Origin of the sequence: Pseudomonas sp. 2(2015) (assembly GCF_000955865.1) — a bacterium.
GTDB lineage: Bacteria > Pseudomonadota > Gammaproteobacteria > Pseudomonadales > Pseudomonadaceae > Aquipseudomonas.
In genome coordinates, this window is the sequence record NZ_JYOF01000003.1 from 536374 (window position 1) to 558874 (window position 22501).

General features: G+C 62.9%; 18 protein-coding genes. 6 read left to right on the top strand and 12 right to left on the bottom strand.

Features of this window, described 5'->3' with window-relative positions; genetic code table 11:
* Positions 1 to 21 precede the first annotated feature (21 nt).
* From UB48_RS05420 to UB48_RS05435, 4 genes are all read right to left on the bottom strand, one after another.
* Positions 22 to 1554: a DHA2 family efflux MFS transporter permease subunit gene (locus UB48_RS05420; protein WP_045194704.1), complete on the bottom strand. Its 1533-nt coding sequence runs from the start codon at positions 1552 to 1554 to the stop codon at positions 22 to 24.
* On the bottom strand, positions 1551 to 2747 hold the full coding sequence (locus UB48_RS05425) for an HlyD family efflux transporter periplasmic adaptor subunit (RefSeq protein ID WP_045194706.1): 1197 nt from the start codon (positions 2745 to 2747) through the stop codon (positions 1551 to 1553). Before UB48_RS05425 ends, UB48_RS05420 begins: the two co-directional genes overlap by 4 nt.
* Positions 2748 to 2786: 39 nt before the next feature.
* Entirely contained in the window at positions 2787 to 3260 is a 474-nt protein-coding gene (locus tag UB48_RS05430) for a MarR family winged helix-turn-helix transcriptional regulator (RefSeq protein ID WP_045194708.1), read from the bottom strand.
* 136 nt (positions 3261 to 3396) lie between these two features.
* The gene (locus UB48_RS05435) at positions 3397 to 4002 is read right to left on the bottom strand and encodes a tRNA-(ms[2]io[6]A)-hydroxylase (RefSeq protein WP_045194710.1); all 606 of its coding nucleotides are present in this window, start codon (positions 4000 to 4002) and stop codon (positions 3397 to 3399) included.
* Positions 4003 to 4160: 158 nt separating this feature from the next.
* Here UB48_RS05435 and UB48_RS05440 point away from each other — a divergent pair, with 158 nt between their 5' ends.
* Positions 4161 to 5024 (top strand): universal stress protein, encoded by an 864-nt coding sequence (locus tag UB48_RS05440; protein ID WP_045194712.1) that lies wholly within the window; start codon positions 4161 to 4163, stop codon positions 5022 to 5024.
* A gap of 49 nt (positions 5025 to 5073) precedes the next feature.
* On the opposite strand, the gene UB48_RS05445 is transcribed toward UB48_RS05440, so the two are convergent.
* Entirely contained in the window at positions 5074 to 5541 is a 468-nt protein-coding gene (locus tag UB48_RS05445) for a DUF1289 domain-containing protein (RefSeq protein ID WP_045194714.1), read from the bottom strand.
* Positions 5542 to 5947: 406 nt separating this feature from the next.
* Here UB48_RS05445 and acnB point away from each other — a divergent pair, with 406 nt between their 5' ends.
* Positions 5948 to 8557: a bifunctional aconitate hydratase 2/2-methylisocitrate dehydratase gene (gene acnB / locus UB48_RS05450; protein WP_045194717.1), complete on the top strand. Its 2610-nt coding sequence runs from the start codon at positions 5948 to 5950 to the stop codon at positions 8555 to 8557.
* Positions 8558 to 8625: 68 nt separating this feature from the next.
* Here the strand turns inward: acnB and prpD are convergent, their stop codons facing one another.
* The 6 genes from prpD to UB48_RS05480 form a co-directional block, all read right to left on the bottom strand.
* Positions 8626 to 10110 (bottom strand): 2-methylcitrate dehydratase, encoded by a 1485-nt coding sequence (gene prpD, locus UB48_RS05455; RefSeq protein WP_045194719.1) that lies wholly within the window; start codon positions 10108 to 10110, stop codon positions 8626 to 8628.
* Positions 10111 to 10161: 51 nt separating this feature from the next.
* Positions 10162 to 11352: a 2-methylaconitate cis-trans isomerase PrpF gene (gene prpF, locus UB48_RS05460; RefSeq protein WP_045194720.1), complete on the bottom strand. Its 1191-nt coding sequence runs from the start codon at positions 11350 to 11352 to the stop codon at positions 10162 to 10164.
* Positions 11353 to 11451: 99 nt separating this feature from the next.
* Entirely contained in the window at positions 11452 to 14043 is a 2592-nt protein-coding gene (acnD, locus tag UB48_RS05465) for a Fe/S-dependent 2-methylisocitrate dehydratase AcnD (RefSeq protein ID WP_045194722.1), read from the bottom strand.
* A gap of 160 nt (positions 14044 to 14203) precedes the next feature.
* On the bottom strand, positions 14204 to 15331 hold the full coding sequence (gene prpC, locus UB48_RS05470) for a 2-methylcitrate synthase (RefSeq protein ID WP_045194724.1): 1128 nt from the start codon (positions 15329 to 15331) through the stop codon (positions 14204 to 14206).
* 77 nt (positions 15332 to 15408) lie between these two features.
* Entirely contained in the window at positions 15409 to 16299 is an 891-nt protein-coding gene (gene prpB, locus UB48_RS05475; protein ID WP_045194726.1) for a methylisocitrate lyase, read from the bottom strand.
* Positions 16296 to 17006, bottom strand: coding sequence for a GntR family transcriptional regulator (locus UB48_RS05480; RefSeq protein ID WP_045194728.1), 711 nt, complete (start codon positions 17004 to 17006; stop codon positions 16296 to 16298). Before UB48_RS05480 ends, prpB begins: the two co-directional genes overlap by 4 nt.
* Before the next feature lie 293 nt (positions 17007 to 17299).
* On the opposite strand from UB48_RS05480, the gene UB48_RS05485 reads away from it, so the two are divergent.
* The 4 genes from UB48_RS05485 (at position 17300) to pabB (ending at position 21822) form a co-directional block, all read left to right on the top strand.
* Entirely contained in the window at positions 17300 to 17836 is a 537-nt protein-coding gene (locus tag UB48_RS05485) for an ATP-dependent zinc protease (protein WP_026001282.1), read from the top strand.
* A 5-nt stretch (positions 17837 to 17841) separates the two neighbouring features.
* Entirely contained in the window at positions 17842 to 19374 is a 1533-nt protein-coding gene (locus UB48_RS05490) for an inactive transglutaminase family protein (RefSeq protein ID WP_045194736.1), read from the top strand.
* Complete coding sequence (locus UB48_RS05495; RefSeq protein WP_045194737.1) at positions 19374 to 20351, top strand: alpha-L-glutamate ligase-like protein; 978 nt, start codon at positions 19374 to 19376, stop codon at positions 20349 to 20351. The genes UB48_RS05490 and UB48_RS05495 overlap by 1 nt, the downstream gene beginning before the upstream one ends.
* A 127-nt stretch (positions 20352 to 20478) precedes the next feature.
* Positions 20479 to 21822, top strand: coding sequence for an aminodeoxychorismate synthase component I (gene pabB, locus UB48_RS05500; protein WP_045194738.1), 1344 nt, complete (start codon positions 20479 to 20481; stop codon positions 21820 to 21822).
* A gap of 44 nt (positions 21823 to 21866) precedes the next feature.
* On the opposite strand, the gene thrH is transcribed toward pabB, so the two are convergent.
* Complete coding sequence (gene thrH / locus UB48_RS05505) at positions 21867 to 22484, bottom strand: bifunctional phosphoserine phosphatase/homoserine phosphotransferase ThrH (RefSeq protein ID WP_045194739.1); 618 nt, start codon at positions 22482 to 22484, stop codon at positions 21867 to 21869.
* Between the last annotated feature and the right edge of the window lie 17 nt (positions 22485 to 22501).

A 22501-nucleotide genomic window follows, 5' to 3' on the forward strand; every position in this document is an offset into this window, starting at 1 on the left:
AGCGGGCTTGCCCCGCGATTATCAGTGCCCCGCCGACGCCGGCCCGGCCTTGGCCGCAAACGGCGGCTTGGCCAGCCACACCAGCAATATCAAGCCTGCGAAAATCCAGCCCATCAGGGTGAAGTAATCCACCGTCGACATCATGTACGCCTGACTGCTGAGCATCCGCTCCAACTGCGCATACGACTGCCCGCTCGCCCCGCCCAGCTGGTTCAACGCCTCGCGGGTCGCAGGCTCGTAGTTGCTGATGCTCTCGCTCAGGTAGGCATGGTGCTGGTCTGCCCGGCGAATCCAGATCCAGGTGGTCAGCGACGCGGCAAAACTGCCGCCCAGGGTCCGCAGGAAGGTCGCCAGCCCCGAGCCGTCGGCGATCTGGTGCGGCGGCAGGTCGGAGAGCAGGATGCTCAAGGTCGGCATGAAGAACAGCGCCACGCCGATCCCCATGAACAGCTGCACCAGGGCGATGTGCTGGAAATCCACCTCGTTGGTGAAACCGGCACGCATGAAGCAACTGGCGCCAATCGCCAGGAACGCCAGCCCCGCCAGCACCCGCAGGTCAAACTTGTGCGCGTACTTGCCGACAAACGGCGACATCAGCACCGGCAACAGGCCGATCGGCGCCACCGCCAGGCCCGCCCAGGTGGCGGTGTAGCCCATCTGCGTCTGCAGCCACTGCGGCAGGATCAGGTTGATGCCGAAGAAGCCGGCATAGCCGCCGACCAGCACGATGGTGCCGATGCGAAAGTTGCGGTGCACAAACAGGCGCAAGTTGACCACCGGGTGCTTGTCGGTCAGCTCCCAGATGATGAACACCGCCAGGAACACCACCGAGATCAGGCTGCCAATGACGATGAAATTCGACTCGAACCAATCCAGGTCATTGCCCTTGTCGAGCACGATCTGTAAGGCGCCGACGCCGATGATCAGGCTCAGCAGGCCAATGTAGTCCATCGGCTGGCGGCTGGTGCTGACCGGACGCGTGCGCATCTGCTGGCGCACCACGGCGGCGGCGAACAGGCCGATCGGCACGTTGATGAAGAAGATCCACGGCCAGCTGTAGCTGTCGGTGATCCAGCCGCCGAGGATCGGCCCGGCAATCGGCGCCACCACCGTAACCATGGCCAATAACGCCAGGGCCATGCCGCGCTTGGCCGGCGGATAGACTGCGATCAGCAGGGTCTGGGTCATCGGATACAGCGGCCCGGCAACGATGCCCTGGAGCACGCGAAAGCCGACCAGCTCGGGCATCGACTGGGCAATGCCGCAAAGGAACGAAGCCAGCACGAACAGCAGCGTGGCCCAGATGAACAGCTTGACCTCACCGAAGCGCCGGCTCAGCCAGCCGGTCAGCGGCAAGGCAATGGCGTTGCTCACCGCAAACGAGGTAATGACCCAGGTGCCCTGCTCCGAACTGACGCCGAGGTTGCCGGAAATAGTCGGCAATGCCACGTTGGCGATGGTGGTGTCGAGCACCTGCATGAAGGTCGCCAGTGACAGGCCGATGGTGGTCAGCAACAGGCTTGGCGGGGTAAAGGAAGCCTGATTGGCGCTCATCGCTGCGCCGTCTTGCTGGAACCGGCACTGTTGTCATGGATCAGCCTGGTGATCAGGCGATCAGCCTCGACCAGTTGACGGTCGTACACCTGGGTGGCGAACGAGGCCTTCTGCGGCGGCTGCTGGGCCAGCACCGGGCCGCTCTGGTCATGCAGATCGACCTCGACCTGGGTCGACAGGCCGATCCGCAGCGGATGTTTGGCCAGTTGCTCGGCATTGATATGAATACGCACCGGCACCCGCTGGACGATCTTGATCCAGTTACCGGTGGCGTTCTGCGCCGGCAACAGGGCAAAGGCGCTGCCAGTGCCGGCGCCGAGGCTGTCGATGGTGCCGCTGTACTTGACGTCGCTGCCGTACAGGTCGGCAACGATGTCGACCGGCTGGCCGATGCGCATGTTGCGCAGTTGGGTTTCCTTGAAGTTGGCGTCGATCCACAGCTGGTCGAGTGGGATCACCGCCATGGTCGCAGTGCCCGGTTGTAGGCGCTGGCCAAGCTGCACGGTGCGCTTGGCAACGTAGCCGGTGACCGGCGCCACCAGGGTGGTGCGGGCGTTGTTGAGGTAGGCCTGGCGCAACTCGGCGGCCGCAGCCATCACCTCGGGGTGCGACGACACTACGGTGTCATCGACCAGCGCCGCTGTGGTGTTGAGCTGCTGTTTTGCATCATTCAAGGCGCTTTGCGCCGAAGACAGGTCGTCGCGGGCGTGGGACAGCTCTTCTTTGGAGATCGCCCCACCGGCGGCCAGGGTTTGTCGCCGGTTGAAGTTCTCCTGCGCTTTTTTCAGCTCGGCCTGGCGCGCGGCCACCTGGGCCTTCTTGCCATCGACGTTGCTGTACAGGCCACGCACCTGGCGCACCGCACGCGCCAGCTTGGCCTCGGCAGCCTGCAGGCCGACCTCGGCGTCGCTGGGGTCGAATTCGAGCAGCATCTGGCCTTCGTGGACCAGGTCGCCATCGTCCGCGCCGATGCTGACCACAGTGCCGGTGACCAGCGGGGTGATCTCCACTACGTTGCCGTTGACATAGGCATCGTCGGTCTCTTCGCTCCAGCGCCCGTAAAGCTCGTGCCAGGCCCAGACGCCAGCGCCGGCGACGACGATCAGCAACGCCAGGGCCAACAGCCAGGTCTTGCGCTTGCGCTGGTTGTTGAGGTCCTGCGTGGTGTCGTGCGCAGAAGAAGTAGTGGCCATTGCTAATACCTTGGCTGAGTGAATGGGTGAAATGGGCGCTTACTTGGCGCCCAGGCGCATGGCCGTCAGGGTGTCGCCGGCGGCCAGCAGCACCTTGCTCAGGATCGCTTCGAGGGTGGCCAGCTCGCTGGGCTCGAGCACACCGACCAGCTCGTTCATTGCTGCAGCGCCGATCTGTGGCAGCAGGTTGGCGAGCGTCTGGCCTTCTTCGCTCAGACCCAGGCGAATCTGCCGACGGTCGTCCGGGCAACGGCGGCGGATGATCAGGTCTTTCTGTTCGAGGCGGTCGAGCATGCGCGTCATCGAACCGCTGTCAACCGACAGGTAGCGGCACAGCTCGGCCGGGGTGTCGACGCCGTATTGGGCGACGATGATCAGCACCTTGAACTGCGCGGCAGTCACGCCGTAAGGCTGCATGTGGCTGTCGATGATGCGGTCCTTGACCAGCGCGGTGCGGCCCAGAAGCATGCCGAGGGTGCAGTTCTGGAAGTTTTCCGGGGTGTAGTGCTGCATGGACACAGATACCTGCTTAGGCAGTAAGTTACACAATGTTACTGCTTAGGCAGCTAACGTCAAGGCATTAATTAGCTAGCTTAGTATTTGACTGATAAAAGGGGCTGCAAGGCAGCCCCCGATCAAAACAGGTCAGTCAGGCCGGCACGCCGCTATGAAAACGGAACTCTTCATCCGGGCTGCTGATCAGGTCGGCCTCGACCGCCCTGACCTTCTCCACCACCCGCTCGATATCTGCGCCATCGCCGTATTGATGGGCAAGCTTGAGGTAACCCTGATAATGCCGCGCTTCGCTGTTGAGCAGGCCGTGATAGAACTTGCCCAGCTCTTCATCCAGGTGCGGCACCAGGGCGGCAAAGCGCTCGCAACTGCGCGCCTCGATAAAGGCGCCGACCACCAGGGTGTCGACCAGCTTCACCGGCTCGTGGGTGCGCACCACCCGGCGCAGGCCCGAGGCATAGCGCCCGGCCGACAACGGCCGCAGGGCGATCTTGCGCCGCTTCATCAGGCGCAGTACCTGCTCATGGTGCACCAGCTCTTCGCGGGCCAGGCGCGACATCATGTTGATCAGGTCCAGGTGCGTGTTGTACTTGGCCATCAGGCTCAGGGCGGTGCTGGCAGCCTTGAACTCGCAGTTCTTGTGATCGATCAGCAGGGTTTCCTGGTCGGCGAGCGCCGCCTGGACCCAGGCATCAGGGGTACGGCAACCAAGGAAGGCTTCGATTTCAGGGATAAGGGACATAGGCTCACAAACAGGCAGGGCAAACGGCAAGACCGGCGATTATACCGGCAGCAGCGCCGATCACCAGTGAACTATGCTTGATACATATCAACGCCCGGTGCAGTTGGCGCCGACTATAGTCAGGCATTGGCCGCCATTTATGAAGGGAGTTCACGCTCATGCAAGAAGTACGCAGCATCCTGGTGGTACTGGATCCCGATCACGCTCACAGCCGGGCGCTGACCCGGGCCAAACTGATCGCCGGGGTCACCGGCGCGCGCCTGCACTTGCTGATGTGCGACAAGAAACACGACCACAGCGCCCTGCTCAGCCTGCTGGCCAGCCAGCTGCATGATGACGGCTACAACAACGTAACCCATGAGCAGGCCTGGCACGACACCTTGCACGAGTCGATTGTCAGTGTGCAGCAGGCCGAAGGCTGCGAGCTGGTGATCAAGGAGCATCGCCCGGACAACCCGCTCAAGCGCGCCCTGCTCACCCCCAGTGACTGGAAGCTGCTGCGCCAGTGCCCGTGCGCGGTATTGATGGTCAAGAGCGAGCGGCCCTGGACCGGCGGGGTGATCCTCGCCGCGGTGGATGTCGGCAACCACGACGAGGCCCATCGCCTGCTGCACACCAGCATCATCGATCACGGCTATGCGATCGCAAGCCTGGCCAAGGGCGAGCTGCATGTAATCAGTGCCCACCCGTCGCCGATGCTGTCAGCGGCAGACCCGGTGTACCAGCTCAAGGACACCATCGAGCGCAAGTACCGCGAGGAATGCGCAGCGTTCCAGGCCGAGTTCGATATCAGCAATGAGCGCCTGCATGTTGCCGAAGGGCCAGCCGATGTGCTGATTCCCTATACGGCGAAAAAGTACGAAGCGGCGGTGACGGTGATTGGCACCGTGGCCCGTACCGGGATTTCCGGGGCGCTGATCGGCAACACCGCGGAAGTGGTGCTCGATGCGCTGGAGTGCGATGTGCTGGTGCTCAAGACCGAGGAGGTGAAGGTGCAGCTGACGGAACTGGCCAGGGGCTGAGGGCCTCATCGCGGGTCAAGCCCGCTCCTACAGGAGCAGGCTTGACCACCTACCCCAAGGCATCCTTGAGAAAGCCTGGCGCGATATAGCGCTGGTAATGCGCTTCAGACAGCAGGAAGAATTCCCGATCAATGGCATCGCGCAGCTCGGGCAATTCCCAGTCGCGAAACTCCGGCAGCAGCACCATGCCGTAAGCCTCCAGCTCACGGATCACCCGTGCGCCGCGGGCAATCAGTTGATAAGCCCAGCAATATTCAGACTGATGCGGAACGAAGCGGACCTTGCGCAGCTCCAGTTGCTGGCGCAGGCGCGTGGCATCAAAGACTTCAAGTTTGGCCACCATGACCTGCACCAGCAATTGCTCCAGGCGCAGCCACACCGCACGCTTCTCATCTTCGTTGTAGCCGTTCCAGTTGATCACTTCATGGTGAAAACGCTTGCAGCCACGGCACACCAAGTCCCCGTAAACCGTGGAACAGAGGCCGACGCAAGGCGTTTTAATTGACTGATTGGACATGAAAAAACCGACAGCTTGGCGGTGGAACAGGCTGCCATGTTAGCCCTTTGTCTAACGAGGGTCACCCGCTAAAGTCATCCAGCGCGCCTTACCTTTATCGACTTTTTACCGTAGAATCATCCGGCCTTTTTAAGGCAGCAATGTCCGTTAGAAGCTGTTTTCAAAGCGTCACGAGCACAGTTCATCCGGTAGAACGGCGTTGGCCCGGGATATTCGCTTCGCGCATGTCCCGCGCCAGCCCTCATCAGCCTCCGTTCTACAGGCGTAAAACTTTGAAAGCAGCTTCTGTAAGGATTTCCTGCAACCCTGGCTACGCGGCCCAAGAAGCCGTATTGCGCATGGCTGCCGGAATTTCTGGATGAGCGTCCCGGACACCCATTTGGGACCACTGATGAGGGTAATAACTGTGCTTGAAGCCTACCGCAAACACATCGAAGAGCGTGCCGCCCAGGGTATCGTGCCCCAGCCGCTTAACGCCGAACAAACCGCAGGCCTGGTCGAGCTGCTGAAGAATCCCCCTGCTGGCGAAGAAGCAGTCCTCGTCGACCTGATCACCAATCGCGTTCCACCAGGAGTGGACGAAGCCGCCTACGTCAAGGCCGGTTTCCTTTCCGCCATCGCCAAAGGCGAAGCCACCTCGCCGCTGATCGACAAGAAGCGCGCCGTTGAGCTGCTGGGCACCATGCAGGGCGGCTACAACATCGCCACCATGGTCGAGCTGCTGGACAACGCCGAACTGGCCCCTGTGGCCGCCGAACAGCTCAAGCACACCCTGCTGATGTTCGATGCCTTCCACGACGTCGCCGAAAAAGCCAAGGCGGGCAATGCCCACGCCAAGGCCGTGCTGGAATCCTGGGCCGCCGGTGAGTGGTTCACCAGCAAGCCAGCCATCGCTGACAAGTACAGCCTGACCGTGTTCAAGGTCCCTGGCGAAACCAACACCGACGACCTGTCCCCTGCCCCGGACGCCTGGTCGCGCCCTGACATCCCGCTGCACGCCCTGGCCATGCTGAAAATGGCCCGTGACGGCATCGTGCCTGAGCAACAAGGCGCCATCGGCCCGCTCAAGCAGATCGAAGAAGTCAAAGCCAAAGGCTTCCCGGTTGCCTACGTCGGTGACGTGGTCGGTACCGGTTCCTCGCGTAAATCCGCCACCAACTCGGTGCTGTGGTTCTTCGGCGACGACATCCCGTACGTACCGAACAAGCGCGCTGGCGGCTTCTGCTTCGGCTCGAAAATCGCCCCGATCTTCTACAACACCATGGAAGACGCCGGCGCCCTGCCGATCGAGTTCGACGTGTCGAACCTGAACATGGGCGACGTCATCGACGTTTACCCGCACGCTGGCAAAGTCTGCAAGCACGGCACCGAAGACGTCATCACCACCTTCGAACTGAAGACCCCGGTGCTGCTCGACGAAGTCCGCGCTGGCGGCCGTATCCCGCTGATCGTCGGCCGTGGCCTGACCGAGAAAGCCCGCGCCGAGCTGGGCCTGGGCCCAACCGACCTGTTCAAGCTGCCTGAAGCACCTGTCGACACCGGCAAGGGCTACACCCTGGCACAGAAGATGGTCGGTAAAGCCTGCGGCCTGCCGGAAGGCAAAGGCGTGCGTCCAGGCACCTACTGCGAACCGAAGATGACCACCGTCGGCTCCCAGGACACCACTGGCCCGATGACCCGTGACGAGCTGAAAGACCTGGCGTGCCTGGGCTTCTCCGCCGACCTGGTCATGCAGTCGTTCTGCCACACCGCGGCCTATCCCAAGCCGATCGACGTCACCACCCACCACACCCTGCCGGATTTCATCCGCACCCGTGGCGGCGTGTCCCTGCGTCCAGGCGACGGCATCATCCACAGCTGGCTGAACCGCATGCTGCTGCCGGACACCGTCGGTACCGGTGGTGACTCGCACACCCGCTTCCCGATCGGCATCTCGTTCCCGGCAGGTTCCGGCCTGGTCGCCTTCGCCGCGGCCACCGGCGTCATGCCGCTGGACATGCCGGAGTCGGTACTGGTGCGCTTCAAGGGCAAGCTGCAGCCAGGCATCACCCTGCGTGACCTGGTTCATGCCATCCCTTACTACGGCATCCAGAAAGGCCTGCTGACCGTCGAGAAGAAAGGCAAGATCAACGCCTTCTCCGGCCGCATCCTGGAAATCGAAGGCCTGGACGAGCTGACCGTCGAGCAAGCGTTCGAACTGTCCGACGCCTCGGCCGAACGTTCGGCTGCCGGTTGCACCATCAAGCTGCCAGAAAAAGCCGTTGCCGAGTACCTGAAGTCGAACATCACCCTGCTGCGCTGGATGATCAGCGAAGGCTACGGCGATGCCCGCACCATGGAACGCCGCGCGCAAGCGATGGAAGCCTGGCTGGCCAACCCGCAACTGCTGGCTGCTGACAAGGACGCCGAATACGCCGAGATCATCGAGATTGACCTCGCCGACGTCAAAGAGCCTGTGCTCTGCGCCCCGAACGACCCGGACGACGCCCGTCTGCTGTCCTCGGTACAGGGCGAGAAGATCGACGAAGTGTTCATCGGTTCGTGCATGACCAACATCGGTCACTTCCGCGCTGCCGGCAAGCTGCTGGACAAGGTCAAAGGTTCGATCCCGACCCGTCTGTGGCTGTCGCCGCCCACCAAGATGGACGCTCACCAGCTGACCGAAGAAGGCTACTACGGCATCTACGGCAAGGCTGGCGCGCGCATGGAAATGCCGGGCTGCTCGCTGTGCATGGGTAACCAGGCACGCGTTGCGGCGAACTCGACCGTAGTGTCGACTTCGACCCGTAACTTCCCGAACCGTCTGGGTGATGGCGCCAACGTCTACCTGGCCTCTGCCGAGCTGGCCGCTGTTGCCTCGATCCTGGGCAAGCTGCCAACCGTCGAAGAGTACATGGAGTACGCGAAGAACATCGACAGCATGGCTGCCGACGTTTACCGCTACCTGAGCTTCGACCAGATCGCCGAGTTCCGTGAAGCCGCTGCGAACGCCAAGATCCCGGTTGTTCAAGCCTAAGCTGACTCGCCAATTGGCGGGGTTTTTTATTGAGCCTGTAGGAGCGGGCTTGCCCCGCGATGAGGCCCTCAGATCACAAACAAATCCACAAACCGCTGCACTGCCGTCGCTTCAAGCGCCTGCTGGTCCTTGCACAGGGCAAATATCTGCGCCGAACGCTGCCCGGTAAACCGCGTCGCCAGGTTGGCCTTGAACTTCTCTTCCAGTAGCGGAATGCCCTCGGCCCGGCGCCGGCGATGGCCGATCGGATACTCCACCACCACCTGCTCGGTACTCGAACCATCGTTGAAGAACACCTGCACGGCATTGGCGATCGAACGCTTGTCGGCCTCCAGGTACTCGCGGGTGAATCGCGGCTCTTCGACGATCTCCATCTTCTCGCGCAGACGGTCAATGATCGGGTGCGCAGCATGGAAATCATCTTCGTACTGCTCGGCCACCAGGTTACCGAAAATCAGCGGCACGGCGGTCATGTACTGGATGCAGTGATCACGGTCAGCGGCATTGGCCAGGGTGCCAACCTTGGAGATGATGCGGATCGCCGACTCATGAGTGGTAATGACGATACGCTCGATTTCATGCAGGCGGTTGCGCACCTGCGGGTGCAAGGTGACTGCCGCTTCGCAGGCAGTCTGGGCATGGAATTCGGCCGGGAAGCTGATCTTGAACAGCACGTTTTCCATCACGTAGCTTGCGTACTTCTGACTCAGGCTGAAAGCACGTTTGCCTTCGGGTTTGAGCGCCAGGTCCTTGTTGGTGTGGCTGAACAGCACGTCATAAAAGCCCCACTGCGGCGCCGTCAGTACCCCGGGGATGCCCATCTCGCCACGCAGGGCGATATCGGCCAGGCGCACGCCACGGCTGGAGGCATCGCCCGCCGCCCAGGACTTGCGCGAGCCGGCGTTCGGCGCATGGCGATAAGTACGCAACGCCTGCCCATCGACAAAGGCGTGGGACAACGCCGCCAGCAGCTGTTCGCGATTGGCGCCCATGAGCTTGGCGCACACCGCCGTCGAGGCGACCTTGACCAGCAGCACATGATCGAGGCCAACGCGGTTGAAGGAGTTTTCCAGGGCAATCACACCCTGGATCTCATGAGCCATGACCATCGCCTCAAGCACTACGCGCATGCTCAGCGGCGCTTCGCCATTGGCCACGCGTTTTTGCGAGAGGTGATCGGCGACGGCCAGGATACCGCCGAGGTTGTCCGAGGGGTGGCCCCATTCGGCAGCCAGCCAGGTGTCGTTGTAATCGAGCCAACGGACGATGCAACCGATGTCCCAGGCGGCCTTGACCGGGTCCAGGCGGTAGCGGGTACCTGGCACCCGCGCACCGAACGGCACCACCGTGCCCTCCACCAGCGGCCCCAGGTGCTTGGTGCATTCCGGGAAGCGCAGGGCCAGCAGGCCGCAGCCCAGGGTGTCCATCAGGCAGTTGCGCGCGGTGTCCAGCGCCTCCTGCGACTCGACCTTGTAGCCGAGGACGTAATCGGCGATGTCCTGCAGCACCCGGTCGTAGTCGGGACGGTTGTTCAGATCAACGTTGGCACTCATTTCACATCTCTCTGTTGACGTAAGTAACAGGGAGCCAAGCGCCGCTACTGGTTAGAAGGCATCACCGGGTACCCGTACCCAGCCCTCCATCAGTACGCGAGCGCTACGGCTCATGATTGCTTTGGTGACAGTCCACTCACCGTTCACCTGGCGGGCTTCAGCACCCACGCGCAGGGTGCCCGAGGGGTGACCGAAACGTACGGCCGTGCGCTCGCCACCACCGGCGGCGAGGTTGACCAGGGTGCCAGGCACTGCCGCGGCAGTACCAATGGCAACCGCAGCGGTGCCCATCATGGCGTGGTGCAGCTTGCCCATGGACAGCGCCCGTACCAATAGATCAACGTCGCCGGCGGCCACGGCTTTACCACTGGATGACTGATAAGCCGCCGCTGGCGCGACAAAGGCGACTTTCGGTGTGTGCTGGCGCTTGGCGGCCTCGTCGATATGCTCGATCAGGCCCATGCGCACCGCGCCATAGGCACGGATGGTTTCGAAACGGGCCAGAGCCTGCGAGTCGCTGTTGATCGCCTCCTGCAGCTCGGTACCGGTGTAGCCGAGGGCCTCGGCCTGGATGAAGATGGTCGGGATGCCGGCATTGATCAGCGTGGCTTTCAGGGTGCCGACACCGGGCACCACCAGGTCATCGACCAGGTTGCCGGTGGGGAACATCGAGCCGCCCTCGCCGTCTTCGTCGGCGGCCGGGTCCATGAATTCGAGCTGCACTTCGGCGGCCGGGAAGGTCACGCCGTCCAGTTCGAAGTCGCCGGTTTCCTGCACTTCACCGTCAGTGATCGGCACGTGGGCAACGATGGTCTTGCCGATATTGGCCTGCCAGATGCGCACCACGGCCACGCCGTTGTGCGGGATGCGGCTGCTGTCGACCAGGCCGGCGCTGATGGCGAACGAACCAACGGCTGCCGAGAGGTTGCCGCAGTTGCCGCTCCAGTCGACGAACGCGGTGTCGATCGAGACCTGGCCGAACAGGTAGTCGACATCATGCCCGGGCTTGATGCTGCGCGAGAGGATCACGGTCTTGCTGGTGCTTGACGTCGCGCCGCCCATGCCGTCGATCTGCTTGCCGTAGGGGTCGGGGCTGCCGATTACCCGCAGCAGCAGCGCGTCGCGGGCCGGGCCCGGGATCTGCGCGCTTTGCGGCAGGTCGTCGAGGCGAAAGAATACGCCCTTGCTGGTGCCGCCACGAATGTAGGTGGCGGGGATTCTGATCTGGGGTACGTGAGCCATGGCTGAGTTGTCCTGTGAGTGCTTTGGGGGAGCTATCGCGGGTCAAGCCCGCTCCCACAGTTCAGTGGGAGCGGGCTTGACCCGCGATGAGGCCCTACCTCAAACCGCGACCGCCGATTCGAGGAAGTCCTGGGCAAAGCGCTGCAGCACCCCGCCCGCTTCGTAGATCGAGACTTCTTCGGCGGTATCCAGGCGGCAGGTCACCGGCACTTCGACACGCTCACCGTTGGCCCGGGTGATGACCAGGGTCAGGGTCGCCCGCGGGGTGCGCTCGCCCAGCACGTCGAAGGTTTCAGTGCCGTCGATGCCCAGGGTCTTGCGGTTGACGCCCGCCTTGAACTCCAGCGGCAACACGCCCATGCCCACCAGGTTGGTACGGTGGATACGCTCGAAACCTTCAGCGACGATGGCCTCGACACCGGCCAGGCGCACGCCCTTGGCCGCCCAGTCACGGGACGAGCCCTGGCCGTAGTCGGCACCGGCAACGATGATCAGCGGCTGCTTGCGCTCCATGTAGGTTTCGATCGCTTCCCACATACGGGTGACCTTGCCTTCCGGCTCGAGGCGCGCCAGCGAACCCTGCTTGACCTTGCCGTTTTCCTGGACCATTTCGTTGAACAGTTTCGGGTTGGCGAAGGTTGCGCGCTGGGCAGTCAGGTGGTCGCCCCGGTGGGTGGCGTAGGAGTTGAAGTCTTCCTCCGGCAGGCCCATTTTCGCCAGGTACTCACCGGCGGCGCTGTCGAGCATGATGGCGTTAGACGGCGACAGGTGGTCGGTGGTGATGTTGTCCGGCAGCACCGCCAGCGGGCGCATGCCTTTGAGCGTGCGCTCGCCGGCCAGGGCGCCTTCCCAGTACGGCGGGCGGCGAATGTAGGTGCTCATCGGGCGCCAGTCGTACAGCGGGGTGACCTTGGGCCCGGTGTCTTCCTGTACGGCGAACATCGGGATGTACACCTGGCGGAACTGCTCGGGCTTGACCGCGGCCTTGACCACCGCGTCGATCTCTTCGTCGCTTGGCCAGATGTCTTTCAGGCGGATTTCCTTGCCGTCGACCACGCCGAGCACGTCCTTCTCGATGTCGAAACGGATGGTGCCGGCAATCGCATAGGCCACCACCAGCGGCGGCGACGCCAGGAACGCCTGCTTGGCGTACGGGTGGATACGGCCGTCGAAGTTGCGGTTGCCCGAAAGCACGGCGGTGGCGTACAGGTCGCGGTCGATGATCTCTTGCTGGATGACCGGATCAAGCGCACCGGACATACCGTTGCAGGTGGTGCAGGCAAAGGCGACGATGCCAAAACCGAGCTGCTCCAGCTCGTCATCCAGGCCCGCCTCTTTCAGGTACAGGGCGACGGTTTTGGAACCCGGTGCCAGCGAAGACTTGACCCACGGCTTGCGCACCAGGCCCAGCTTGTTGGCGTTGCGCGCAAGCAACCCGGCGGCAATCACGTTGCGCGGGTTGCTGGTGTTGGTGCAACTGGTGATGGCAGCGATGATCACCGCGCCATCGGGCATTTGCCCCGGTACTTCCTCCCACTGGCCGGCGATGCCCTTGCTCGCCAGGTCGCTGGTGGCGACCCGGGCGTGCGGGTTGGACGGCCCGGCCATGTTGCGCACGACGCTGGACAGGTCAAAACGCAGCACTCGCTCGTACTCGGCGTTGGCCAGGCTGTCGGACCAGAGGCCTGCGACCTTGGCGTAGGTTTCTACCAACTTGACCTGCTGGTCTTCACGACCGGTGAGCTTGAGGTAGTCGATGGTCTGCTGGTCGATGGAGAACATCGCCGCGGTGGCGCCGTATTCCGGGGCCATGTTGGAGATGGTCGCGCGGTCGCCCAGGGTCAGGGCGCGAGCGCCTTCGCCGTAGAATTCAAGGTAGGCACCCACGACCTTTTCCTTGCGCAGGAATTCGGTCAGGGCCAGTACCACGTCGGTGGCGGTGATGCCCGGCTGCGGCTTGCCCGAAAGCTCAACGCCGACGATCTCCGGCAGGCGCATCCACGAGGCACGGCCGAGCATGACGTTTTCGGCCTCAAGGCCGCCGACGCCGATGGCGATCACGCCCAGGGCATCGACGTGCGGGGTGTGGCTGTCGGTGCCGACGCAGGTGTCCGGGTAGGCCACGCCGCGCTCGGCATGGATCACCGGCGACATTTTCTCCAGGTTGATCTGGTGCATGATGCCGTTGCCTGGCTGAATCACGTCGACGTTCTTGAACGCCTTTTTGGTCCAGTTGATGAAGTGGAAACGGTCTTCGTTGCGGCGGTCTTCAATGGCGCGGTTCTTCTCGAACGCCTGCGGGTCGAAACCACCGCATTCCACCGCCAGGGAGTGGTCGACGATCAGTTGCACCGGCACCACCGGGTTGACCTGGGCCGGGTCACCGCCGCCTTCGGCGATGGCGTCGCGCAGGCCGGCGAGGTCGACCAGCGCGGTCTGGCCAAGAATGTCGTGGCACACCACACGGGCCGGGAACCAGGGGAAGTCGAGGTCGCGCTTGCGCTCGATCAGCTGGCCCAGCGAAGCATTGAGGCTGGCCGGGTCGCAGCGGCGCACGAGGTTTTCCGCCAGCACCCGCGAGGTATAGGGAAGACGGTCATAGGCGCCGGGCTTGATCGCATCGACAGCCGCACGGGCGTCGAAATAATCCAGGCCAGTGCCCGGCAGGTTCTTGCGAAATTCACTATTCATGGCACAGGGACTCAATCACGGTAAGGTCGAAAGCCAGCTACAAGCCCCAAGCCACTAGCGGCAAGCAAAGCAGATGAGTGGTGCGTCAGCGTTTTCTGCCGGGGCACATCCCTGCTGTTACTTGCAGCTGGGCGCTTCAAGCTTGCAGCTCGGCCTAGTCTCAGCGTTGTTCGATTGGCACGAACTTGCGCTGTTCGACGCCGGTGTACTCGGCGCTCGGGCGGATGATGCGGTTGTTGGCACGCTGTTCGAACACATGCGCCGCCCAGCCGGTCAGGCGCGAGCAGACGAAGATCGGGGTGAACAGCTTGGTCGGGATGCCCATGAAGTGGTACGCCGAGGCATGGTAGAAGTCGGCGTTGGGGAACAGTTTCTTCTGCTCCCACATGGTCTTGTCGATGGCTTCGGACACCGGGTACAGCACGGTATCGCCCACCTCGTCCGCCAGCTTCTTCGACCAGGCCTTGATCACTTCGTTACGCGGGTCGGACTCTTTGTAGATGGCATGGCCAAAGCCCATGATCTTGTCCTTGCGCGCGAGCATCTGCAGCAGCTCGGTGACCGCTTCCTGCGGGCTCTGGAAGCGCTCGATCAGCTCCATCGCCGCTTCGTTGGCGCCGCCATGCAACGGGCCGCGCAGCGAGCCGATGGCGGCGGTGACGCAGGAGTACAGGTCGGACAGGGTCGAGGCACATACCCGCGCGGTGAAGGTCGAGGCGTTGAATTCGTGCTCGGCGTAAAGAATCAGCGAGACGTTCATCACCTTGACGTGCAGCTCGCTCGGCTTCTTGCCGTGCAGCAGGTGCAGGAAGTGGCCGCCGAGGCTGTCTTCGTCGCTGGTGCAGTCGATGCGCACGCCATGGTGGCTGAAGCGGTACCAATAGCACATCACCGCCGGGAACAGCGCCAGCAGGCGATCGGTCTTGTCGTGCTGCTGCGCAAAGGTCAGCTCCTGCTCCAGGGTGCCGAGCACCGAGCAACCGGTACGCATGACATCCATCGGGTGGGCGTTGGCCGGAATGCGCTCAAGCACTTCCTTGAGGGCCTGCGGCAGGTCGCGCAGGGTTTTCAGCTTTTGCTGGTACTCGGCCAGCTGCGCCTTGCTCGGCAGCTCGCCGTACAGCAGCAGGTAGGCGACTTCTTCAAACAGCGCGTGCTCGGCCAGGTCGCGCACGTCGTAACCACGGTAGGTCAGGCCGGCACCGGCCTGGCCCACGGTCGACAGTGCGGTTTGCCCGGCCACTTGACCACGCAGGCCGGCACCGCTGAGTACTTTTGCTTCGGCCATTGTCTTTCTCCACTTTTGAAATTGTTATGGAATCTTGGCTAATCGCGGGGCAAGCCCGCGCCTACAGGTTCGAGCATTCAGCCCTTTTTCTGGGCGAACAGGGCGTCGAGCTTCTGCTCGAACACGTGGTAGTTGATGGCGTCGTACAGCTCCATGCGAGTCTGCATGGTGTCGATGACGTTTTTCTGCGTGCCGTCGCGGCGCAGCGCGGTGTAGACGTTTTCCGCGGCCTTGTTCATGGCGCGGAAGGCCGACAGCGGGTACAGCACCAGCGAGACATCGACCGAGGCCAGCTCTTCGGTGGTGTACAAAGGCGTCGCGCCGAATTCGGTGATGTTGGCGAGGATCGGGGCTTTGACCCGGTCGGCAAAGGTCTTGTACATCGAAAGCTCGGTGATGGCTTCCGGGAAGACCATGTCGGCGCCGGCCTCGATGCAGGCGGCAGCGCGGTCCAGGGCCGCTTCCAGGCCTTCGACGGCCAGGGCGTCGGTACGCGCCATGATCACGAAGCTGTCGTCGGTACGGGCATCAACGGCGGCCTTGATGCGGTCGACCATCTCCTGCTGGGTGACGATCTCCTTGTTCGGGCGGTGGCCGCAGCGCTTGGCGCCGACCTGGTCTTCGATATGAATGGCGGCAGCGCCGAACTTGATCATCGACTTGACCGTACGGGCGACGTTGAACGCCGAGGAGCCAAAACCGGTATCGACGTCGACCAGCAGCGGCAGGTCGCAGACGTCGGTGATGCGCCGTACGTCGGTCAGCACGTCGTCCAGGCCACTGATGCCCAGGTCAGGCAGGCCCAGGGAGCCTGCGGCAACACCGCCACCAGACAGGTAGATGGCCTTGAAACCGGCACGCTGGGCCAGCAGCGCGTGGTTGGCGTTGATCGCACCGACCACCTGCAACGGGTGTTCGGCGGCAACTGCATCGCGAAAGCGCTGGCCGGGACTGCTTTTCTGACTCATGACTCACCTCGTGGGCTGGTAGCGTCCAGATAGTGACGCTCGATGTTGCGTTTGGAGGCGCCGATGTGCCGGCGCATCAAGAGCTCGGCCAGTTCACCGTCACGGTCGGCGATGGCATCGAGAATCCGGTGGTGTTCGGCGAACGCCTGGCGTGGCCGGTTGGGCGTGGCGGAGAACTGGATGCGGTACATGCGCACCAGTTGATACAGCTCGCCGCAGAGCATCTGCACCAGGGTGCGGTTGCCGCTGCCCTGGATGATCCGGTAATGGAAGTCGAAATCGCCTTCCTGCTGGTAATAGCCCAGGCCGGCCTGGAAGGTGGCGTCGCGCTCGTGGGTGTCGAGCACCCGGCGCAGCTCGTCGATCTCGGCTACGCTCATACGCTCGGCGGCCAGGCGGCAGGCCATGCCTTCGAGGGACTCGCGGATCTCGTACAGCTCGATCAGCTCGGCATGGCTGAGCGACACCACCCGCGCCCCGACATGCGGTACGCGCACCAGCAGGCGCTGGCCTTCCAGGCGGTGGATGGCCTCGCGCAGCGGCCCGCGGCTGATGCCGTAGGTGCGTGCCAGCTCCGGCTCGGAGATCTTGCTGCCGGGGGCGATCTCGCCTTTGACGATGGCCGCCTGGATACGCCGGAAGACGTTTTCCGAGAGGGTTTCGCTGTCGTCTGCCACTGTGCCGGGGGCTTGGGCTGTGTCCAGCATATTGTCGACACCTCATAAATCAATGAGGGCAAAACTAGCTAAATCGGCATGCGGAGTCAAAGACAAAATGAACATTGTCGACAATCGTCTAAGAACGAACTTCAAGGTATCCGCTGTTGTCTGAGTCCAGCCGCTGGCGCCAGCACACCAGCGTGATAGAATGCCGCGCCTCCCGACGGGGCACGAATAGTGTGTCTGTCATCTGTTTATGCAGGTGCCAGGTAAACGAGGAAGCTTGCGCAGTACTGCCAGTGGCCTTGACCCGAACATCGCACAGCACCGCGCCAGGATTTATGAGACTTACGCCCCTCCCCCTGTTGTTCAGCCTCTGTCTGTTGCCGGCCCTGGGCCAGGCTGCGGAAAAGACCGTGTACGGCCTTAATGAATACGCCCGCCTGGCCGATATCGACCTGGAAGTGGCGGCCAAACTCGACACCGGGGCCAAGACCGCCTCGCTCAGTGCCCGCGACATCAAGCGCTTCAAGCGCAATGGTGAGTCATGGGTGCGCTTCTACCTGGCAATTGACGCTGCCCACTCGCATCCGATAGAACGACCACTGGCCCGCGTCAGCAAGATCAAGCGACGCGCCGGAGATTACGACCCGGACGAAGGCAAGGCCTATACCGCCCGCCCGGTGATTGCCATGAACATCTGCATGGGTACGGCCCTGCGCAGCATCGAAGTGAACCTGACCGACCGCAGCGCGTTCCAGTATCCGCTGCTGATCGGCTCCGAGGCCCTCAAGCACTTCGACGCGCTGGTCGATCCAAGCCTTAAATACGCTGCCGGCAAACCCGCCTGCGCCACTGACGCTCACACCGCAGAGTAATCCTGATGCGCTCTCTTACCCTCCATCTGAAAGTCCTGATTACCGTCCTGGTGCTACTGGGCATCCTGGTCACGGCCTATCAGATCTTCTTTCTCGGCATTCCGGTGACCGAGGACGAAACCGATGACCTGTGGAACATCGACGCCAAGGTCGAGTTCGTCGCCAGCCCCAAGGACCCGGTCAAGGTCCAGATGTTCGTGCCGCCGCTGAGCCGCGACTATGTGAGCCTCAACGAGAGTTTCATCTCCAACAACTACGGCGTCAGCGTCAACCGCGTCGACGGCAACCGCAAGGTGACCTGGTCGGCCCGTCGCGCCAGCGGCAACCAGACCCTCTACTACCGTCTGGTGCTGACCAAGCGCTACAGCACCGAAAAAGCCAAGATCAAAGGCCCGACCTTCCGCGACAGCCTGGCGGTAGAAGGCCCCGAGAAGATCGCCGCCGAAGCCCTGATGGCGCCTATTCGCCAGCACTCGGCCGACGTCGAAACCTTCGTTGGCGAGACCATCAAGCGGGTTAACAACCTCAACGACGACAACGTCAAGCTGCTGCTGGCCGGCGATACCTCGTCGCTGAACAAGGCCAAGGTCATCGACCTGCTGCTGTCGATTGCCCACGTGCCGGTGGAGAAGGTCCACACCATCCGCCTGGTCGCCGACCAGCCGCAAACCCCTGAACTGTGGCTGCGCAGCTTCAACGGCAGCGACTGGCTGTACTTCAACCCGGACACCGGCGAGCAAGGCCTGCCGGCCGACCGCCTGCTGTGGTGGACCGGTGACGACAACCTGATCACCGTCGATGGCGGCAAGAAAGCCAACGTCAGCTTCAGCCTCAACAACAGCGAAATGAACGCCATTCGCCTGGCCAAGCTGACCGACGAGAACACCGACGCCGACTTCCTCGAGTACTCGCTGTACGGCCTGCCGCTGCAGACCCAGCAGACCTTCATGATCATGGTGATGATCCCGATCGGCGTGCTGGTGATCCTGGTGCTGCGCAACCTGATCGGCATCCAGACTTTGGGTACCTTCACCCCGGTGCTGATCGCCCTGGCCTTCCGCGAAACCCAGCTGGGCTTTGGCATCATCCTGTTCACGGTGATTACCGCGCTCGGGCTGTCGCTACGCTCCTACCTTGAACACCTTAAGTTGCAGATGCTGCCGCGCCTGTCGGTGGTGCTGACCTTCGTCGTGGTATTGATCGCCGCCATCAGCCTGTTCAGCCACAAGCTGGGCCTGGAGCGCGGCCTGTCGGTCGCGCTGTTCCCGATGGTGATCCTGACCATGACCATCGAACGCCTGTCGATCACCTGGGAAGAACGCGGCGGCGGCCATGCCATGAAAGTGGCGATCGGCACCCTGTTCGCTGCCTCCCTGGCGCATCTGCTGATGAGCGTGCCGGAGCTGGTGTACTTCGTCTTCACCTTCCCGGCGGTACTGCTGATTCTGGTGGGCTTCATGCTGGCGATGGGTCGCTACCGCGGCTACCGCCTGACGGAGCTGGTGCGTTTCAAGGCTTTCGTGAAGGCTGACGCCTGATGTTCGGTCTCTGGAAAACCTGGAAAGCCCTGGAGGCCCGGGGCATCATGGGTATCAACCGGCGCAATGCGGACTACGTCCTCAAGTACAACAAGCGCCATTTGTACCCGATCGTCGACGACAAGATCATCACCAAGGAGCGTGCGATCCAGGCCGGCATCCATGTGCCGGAAATGTACGGGATCATCTCCACCGAGAAAGAGATCGACAAGCTCGGCGAGATCATCGGCGGGCGCAGCGACTTCGTCGTCAAGCCTGCCCAGGGTGCCGGCGGCGACGGCATCCTGGTGGTTGCCGATCGCTTCGAAGACCGTTACCGCACGGTCTCGGGCAAGATCATCAGCCACGAGGAAATCGAGCACCAGATCTCCAGCATCCTCACCGGCCTGTACTCCCTGGGCGGTCACCGCGACCGCGCCTTGATCGAGTACCGCGTTACCCCCGACCAGATCTTCAAGAGCATCAGCTACGAAGGCGTGCCGGACATCCGTATCATCGTGCTGATGGGCTACCCGGTGATGGCCATGCTGCGTTTGCCGACCCGCCAGTCCGGCGGCAAGGCCAACCTGCACCAGGGCGCCATCGGCGTCGGCGTCGACCTGGCCACCGGCGTGACCCTGCGCGGTACCTGGCTGAACAACATCATCAGCAAGCACCCGGACACCACCAACGCGGTGGACGGCGTGCAACTGCCGAACTGGGACGGCTTCATGAAGCTTGCCGCCGGCTGTTACGAGTTGTGCGGCCTGGGCTACATCGGTGTCGACATGGTGCTGGACCAGGACAAGGGCCCGTTGATCCTCGAACTCAACGCCCGCCCCGGCCTGAACATCCAGATCGCCAACGACTGCGGCCTGACCCTGCGTACCCACGCGGTGGAAGCGCACCTGGAGCAACTGGCCAAAGACGGCCGCCAGGAAAGCCCCGAAGAACGCGTACGTTTCGCCCAGGAGCTGTTCGGCCACGTGCCGAGCTGAGTCCACATCCTGTGCGCGCCAGCCTGCCCGGCTGGCGCGCCCTGGAGCCTCTATGTCGTAGTCAGCGCTAGGAGCATTTCCTACAGAGGACTACAATCGCCTCCCCGCATTCATAGCTGTTACTTGCATGCCGACCTGTACGCTCCACCCCCTGCCCTACCAGGCCGACCCTGCGGCCTACTTCGCGCGTATTCGCCAGGCGCCCGGCGCCGTGTTGCTCGACAGCGCCCGGCCTAGCGCCGAACGCGGCCGCTTTGACCTGCTCAGCGCCTGGCCGCTGCAAACCCTCGCGCCCGCGATGGATGAACGTGGTAGCGCCTACCTGCAACGGCTGCGTGAAAGCCTGGCGCAACTGGGCCAGGCGCAGGTACCGGATGGCATCGAGTTGCCGTTTGCCGGCGGCCTGATCGGTTACCTGAGCTACGACTTTGGCCGGCGCCTGGAGCAACTGCCAAGCATCGCTGTCGATGACCTGGGCCTGGCCGATGCCAGCCTTGGCCTGTATGCCTGGGCACTGATCAGCGATCACCAGCAAAAGTGCAGCCAGCTGCTGTTTCACCCAAGCCTGGCTGCAGCCGAACGTCAGCGCCTGATTGAACTGTTCGAGGCGCCACCCGCTATCGATACCGCCAGCTTCGCCCTGCAAGCACCGATGCGCGGCGATATCAGCGCACACAGCTACCACCAGGCCTTCGACCGCGTGCAGCAGTACATCCATGCTGGCGACTGCTACCAGATCAACCTCACCCAACGCTTTCGCGCGCCCTGCCAGGGCGACCCCTGGCACGCCTACCAGGCCCTGCGCCAGGCCTGCCCGACGCCGTATTCGGGGTTCCAGTTGCTGGCCGACGGCAGCGCGCTGCTGAGCTTCTCGCCGGAGCGTTTCATCCAGGTCAGCAATGGCCAGGTCGAAACCCGGCCGATCAAGGGCACCCGCCCGCGCAGCAGCGATGCCGACGAAGATGCGCGCAACGCCGCCGAACTGCTGGGCAGCAGCAAGGATCGCGCAGAGAACCTGATGATCGTCGACCTGCTGCGCAACGACCTCGGGCGCACCTGCGAGATCGGTTCGGTGAAGGTCCCGGAGCTGTTCAGCCTGGAGAGCTACCCCAACGTCCATCACCTGGTCAGCAGCGTCACCGGGCGCCTGGCGGCCGGCAAGGATGCCCTGGACCTGATCGCTGACAGCTTCCCCGGCGGCTCGATCACCGGCGCACCGAAAATCCGCGCCATGCAGATCATCGACGAGCTGGAACCCAGCCGTCGGGCGCTGTACTGCGGGTCGTTGCTGTATGTGGATGTGCGCGGCGAGATGGACAGCTCGATCGCCATCCGCAGCCTGCTGGTCAAGGACGGTCAGGTGTGCTGCTGGGGGGGTGGCGCAGTGGTGGCGGATTCGGACTGGCAGGCGGAGTACGAAGAGTCGATCACCAAGGTCAAGGTGCTGCTCGAGACCTTGCAAGGCCTCTGAAAAGCATCGCGGGGCAAGTCGAGGCGTCGCCCCGCGATGAGGCCCTACAAGCTCAACGAGCGGTTCGAAGCCTTGATGAACTCTTTCTTCAGCGCCGTAAAATCATGCACCGCCGGGAACTGCGGAAACTCGCGAATGACGTTGTCCGGCGCATGGAACAGAATCCCTGCATCTGCCTCGCCGAGCATGGTGGTGTCGTTGTATGAATCACCTGCGGCAATCACCCGGTAGTACAGGCTCTTGAAGGCCAGCACCGACTGGCGCTTGGGGTCTTTCTGGCGCAGCTGGTAGCCGGTCACCCGGTCGTTTTCGTCGGTGATCAATCGATGGCAGAGCAGCGTCGGGAAGCCCAGCTGGCGCATCAGCGGCTGGGAGAACTCGTAGAAAGTGTCGGAAAGAATCACCACCTGGAAACGCTCACGCAGCCAGTCGACGAACTCGATGGCGCCGTCCAGCGGCTTGAGCGTGGCGATTACCGCCTGGATATCGGAAAGCTTCAGGCCGTGCTCATCGAGGATGCGCAGGCGCTGTTTCATCAGCACGTCGTAATCGGGAATGTCACGGGTGGTGGCCCGCAGCGATTCGATTCCGGTTTTTTCCGCGAAGGCGATCCAGATTTCCGGGACCAATACGCCTTCCAGGTCGAGACAGGCAATTTCCACAGCACACTCCTCGAACA

What these genes read in the sequence shown, in the direction of transcription:
- UB48_RS05420 (WP_045194704.1), bottom strand. Translation starts at nt 1,554, where the DNA reads ATGAGCGCCAATCAGGCTTCCTTTACCCCGCCAAGCCTGTTGCTGACC.
- UB48_RS05425 (WP_045194706.1), bottom strand. Translation starts at nt 2,747, where the DNA reads ATGGCCACTACTTCTTCTGCGCACGACACCACGCAGGACCTCAACAAC.
- UB48_RS05430 (WP_045194708.1), bottom strand. Translation starts at nt 3,260, where the DNA reads ATGCAGCACTACACCCCGGAAAACTTCCAGAACTGCACCCTCGGCATG.
- UB48_RS05435 (WP_045194710.1), bottom strand. Translation starts at nt 4,002, where the DNA reads ATGTCCCTTATCCCTGAAATCGAAGCCTTCCTTGGTTGCCGTACCCCT.
- UB48_RS05440 (WP_045194712.1), top strand. Translation starts at nt 4,161, where the DNA reads ATGCAAGAAGTACGCAGCATCCTGGTGGTACTGGATCCCGATCACGCT.
- UB48_RS05445 (WP_045194714.1), bottom strand. Translation starts at nt 5,541, where the DNA reads ATGTCCAATCAGTCAATTAAAACGCCTTGCGTCGGCCTCTGTTCCACG.
- prpD (WP_045194719.1), bottom strand. Translation starts at nt 10,110, where the DNA reads ATGAGTGCCAACGTTGATCTGAACAACCGTCCCGACTACGACCGGGTG.
- prpF (WP_045194720.1), bottom strand. Translation starts at nt 11,352, where the DNA reads ATGGCTCACGTACCCCAGATCAGAATCCCCGCCACCTACATTCGTGGC.
- acnD (WP_045194722.1), bottom strand. Translation starts at nt 14,043, where the DNA reads ATGAATAGTGAATTTCGCAAGAACCTGCCGGGCACTGGCCTGGATTAT.
- prpC (WP_045194724.1), bottom strand. Translation starts at nt 15,331, where the DNA reads ATGGCCGAAGCAAAAGTACTCAGCGGTGCCGGCCTGCGTGGTCAAGTG.
- prpB (WP_045194726.1), bottom strand. Translation starts at nt 16,299, where the DNA reads ATGAGTCAGAAAAGCAGTCCCGGCCAGCGCTTTCGCGATGCAGTTGCC.
- UB48_RS05480 (WP_045194728.1), bottom strand. Translation starts at nt 17,006, where the DNA reads ATGCTGGACACAGCCCAAGCCCCCGGCACAGTGGCAGACGACAGCGAA.
- UB48_RS05485 (WP_026001282.1), top strand. Translation starts at nt 17,300, where the DNA reads ATGAGACTTACGCCCCTCCCCCTGTTGTTCAGCCTCTGTCTGTTGCCG.
- UB48_RS05490 (WP_045194736.1), top strand. Translation starts at nt 17,842, where the DNA reads ATGCGCTCTCTTACCCTCCATCTGAAAGTCCTGATTACCGTCCTGGTG.
- UB48_RS05495 (WP_045194737.1), top strand. Translation starts at nt 19,374, where the DNA reads ATGTTCGGTCTCTGGAAAACCTGGAAAGCCCTGGAGGCCCGGGGCATC.
- pabB (WP_045194738.1), top strand. Translation starts at nt 20,479, where the DNA reads ATGCCGACCTGTACGCTCCACCCCCTGCCCTACCAGGCCGACCCTGCG.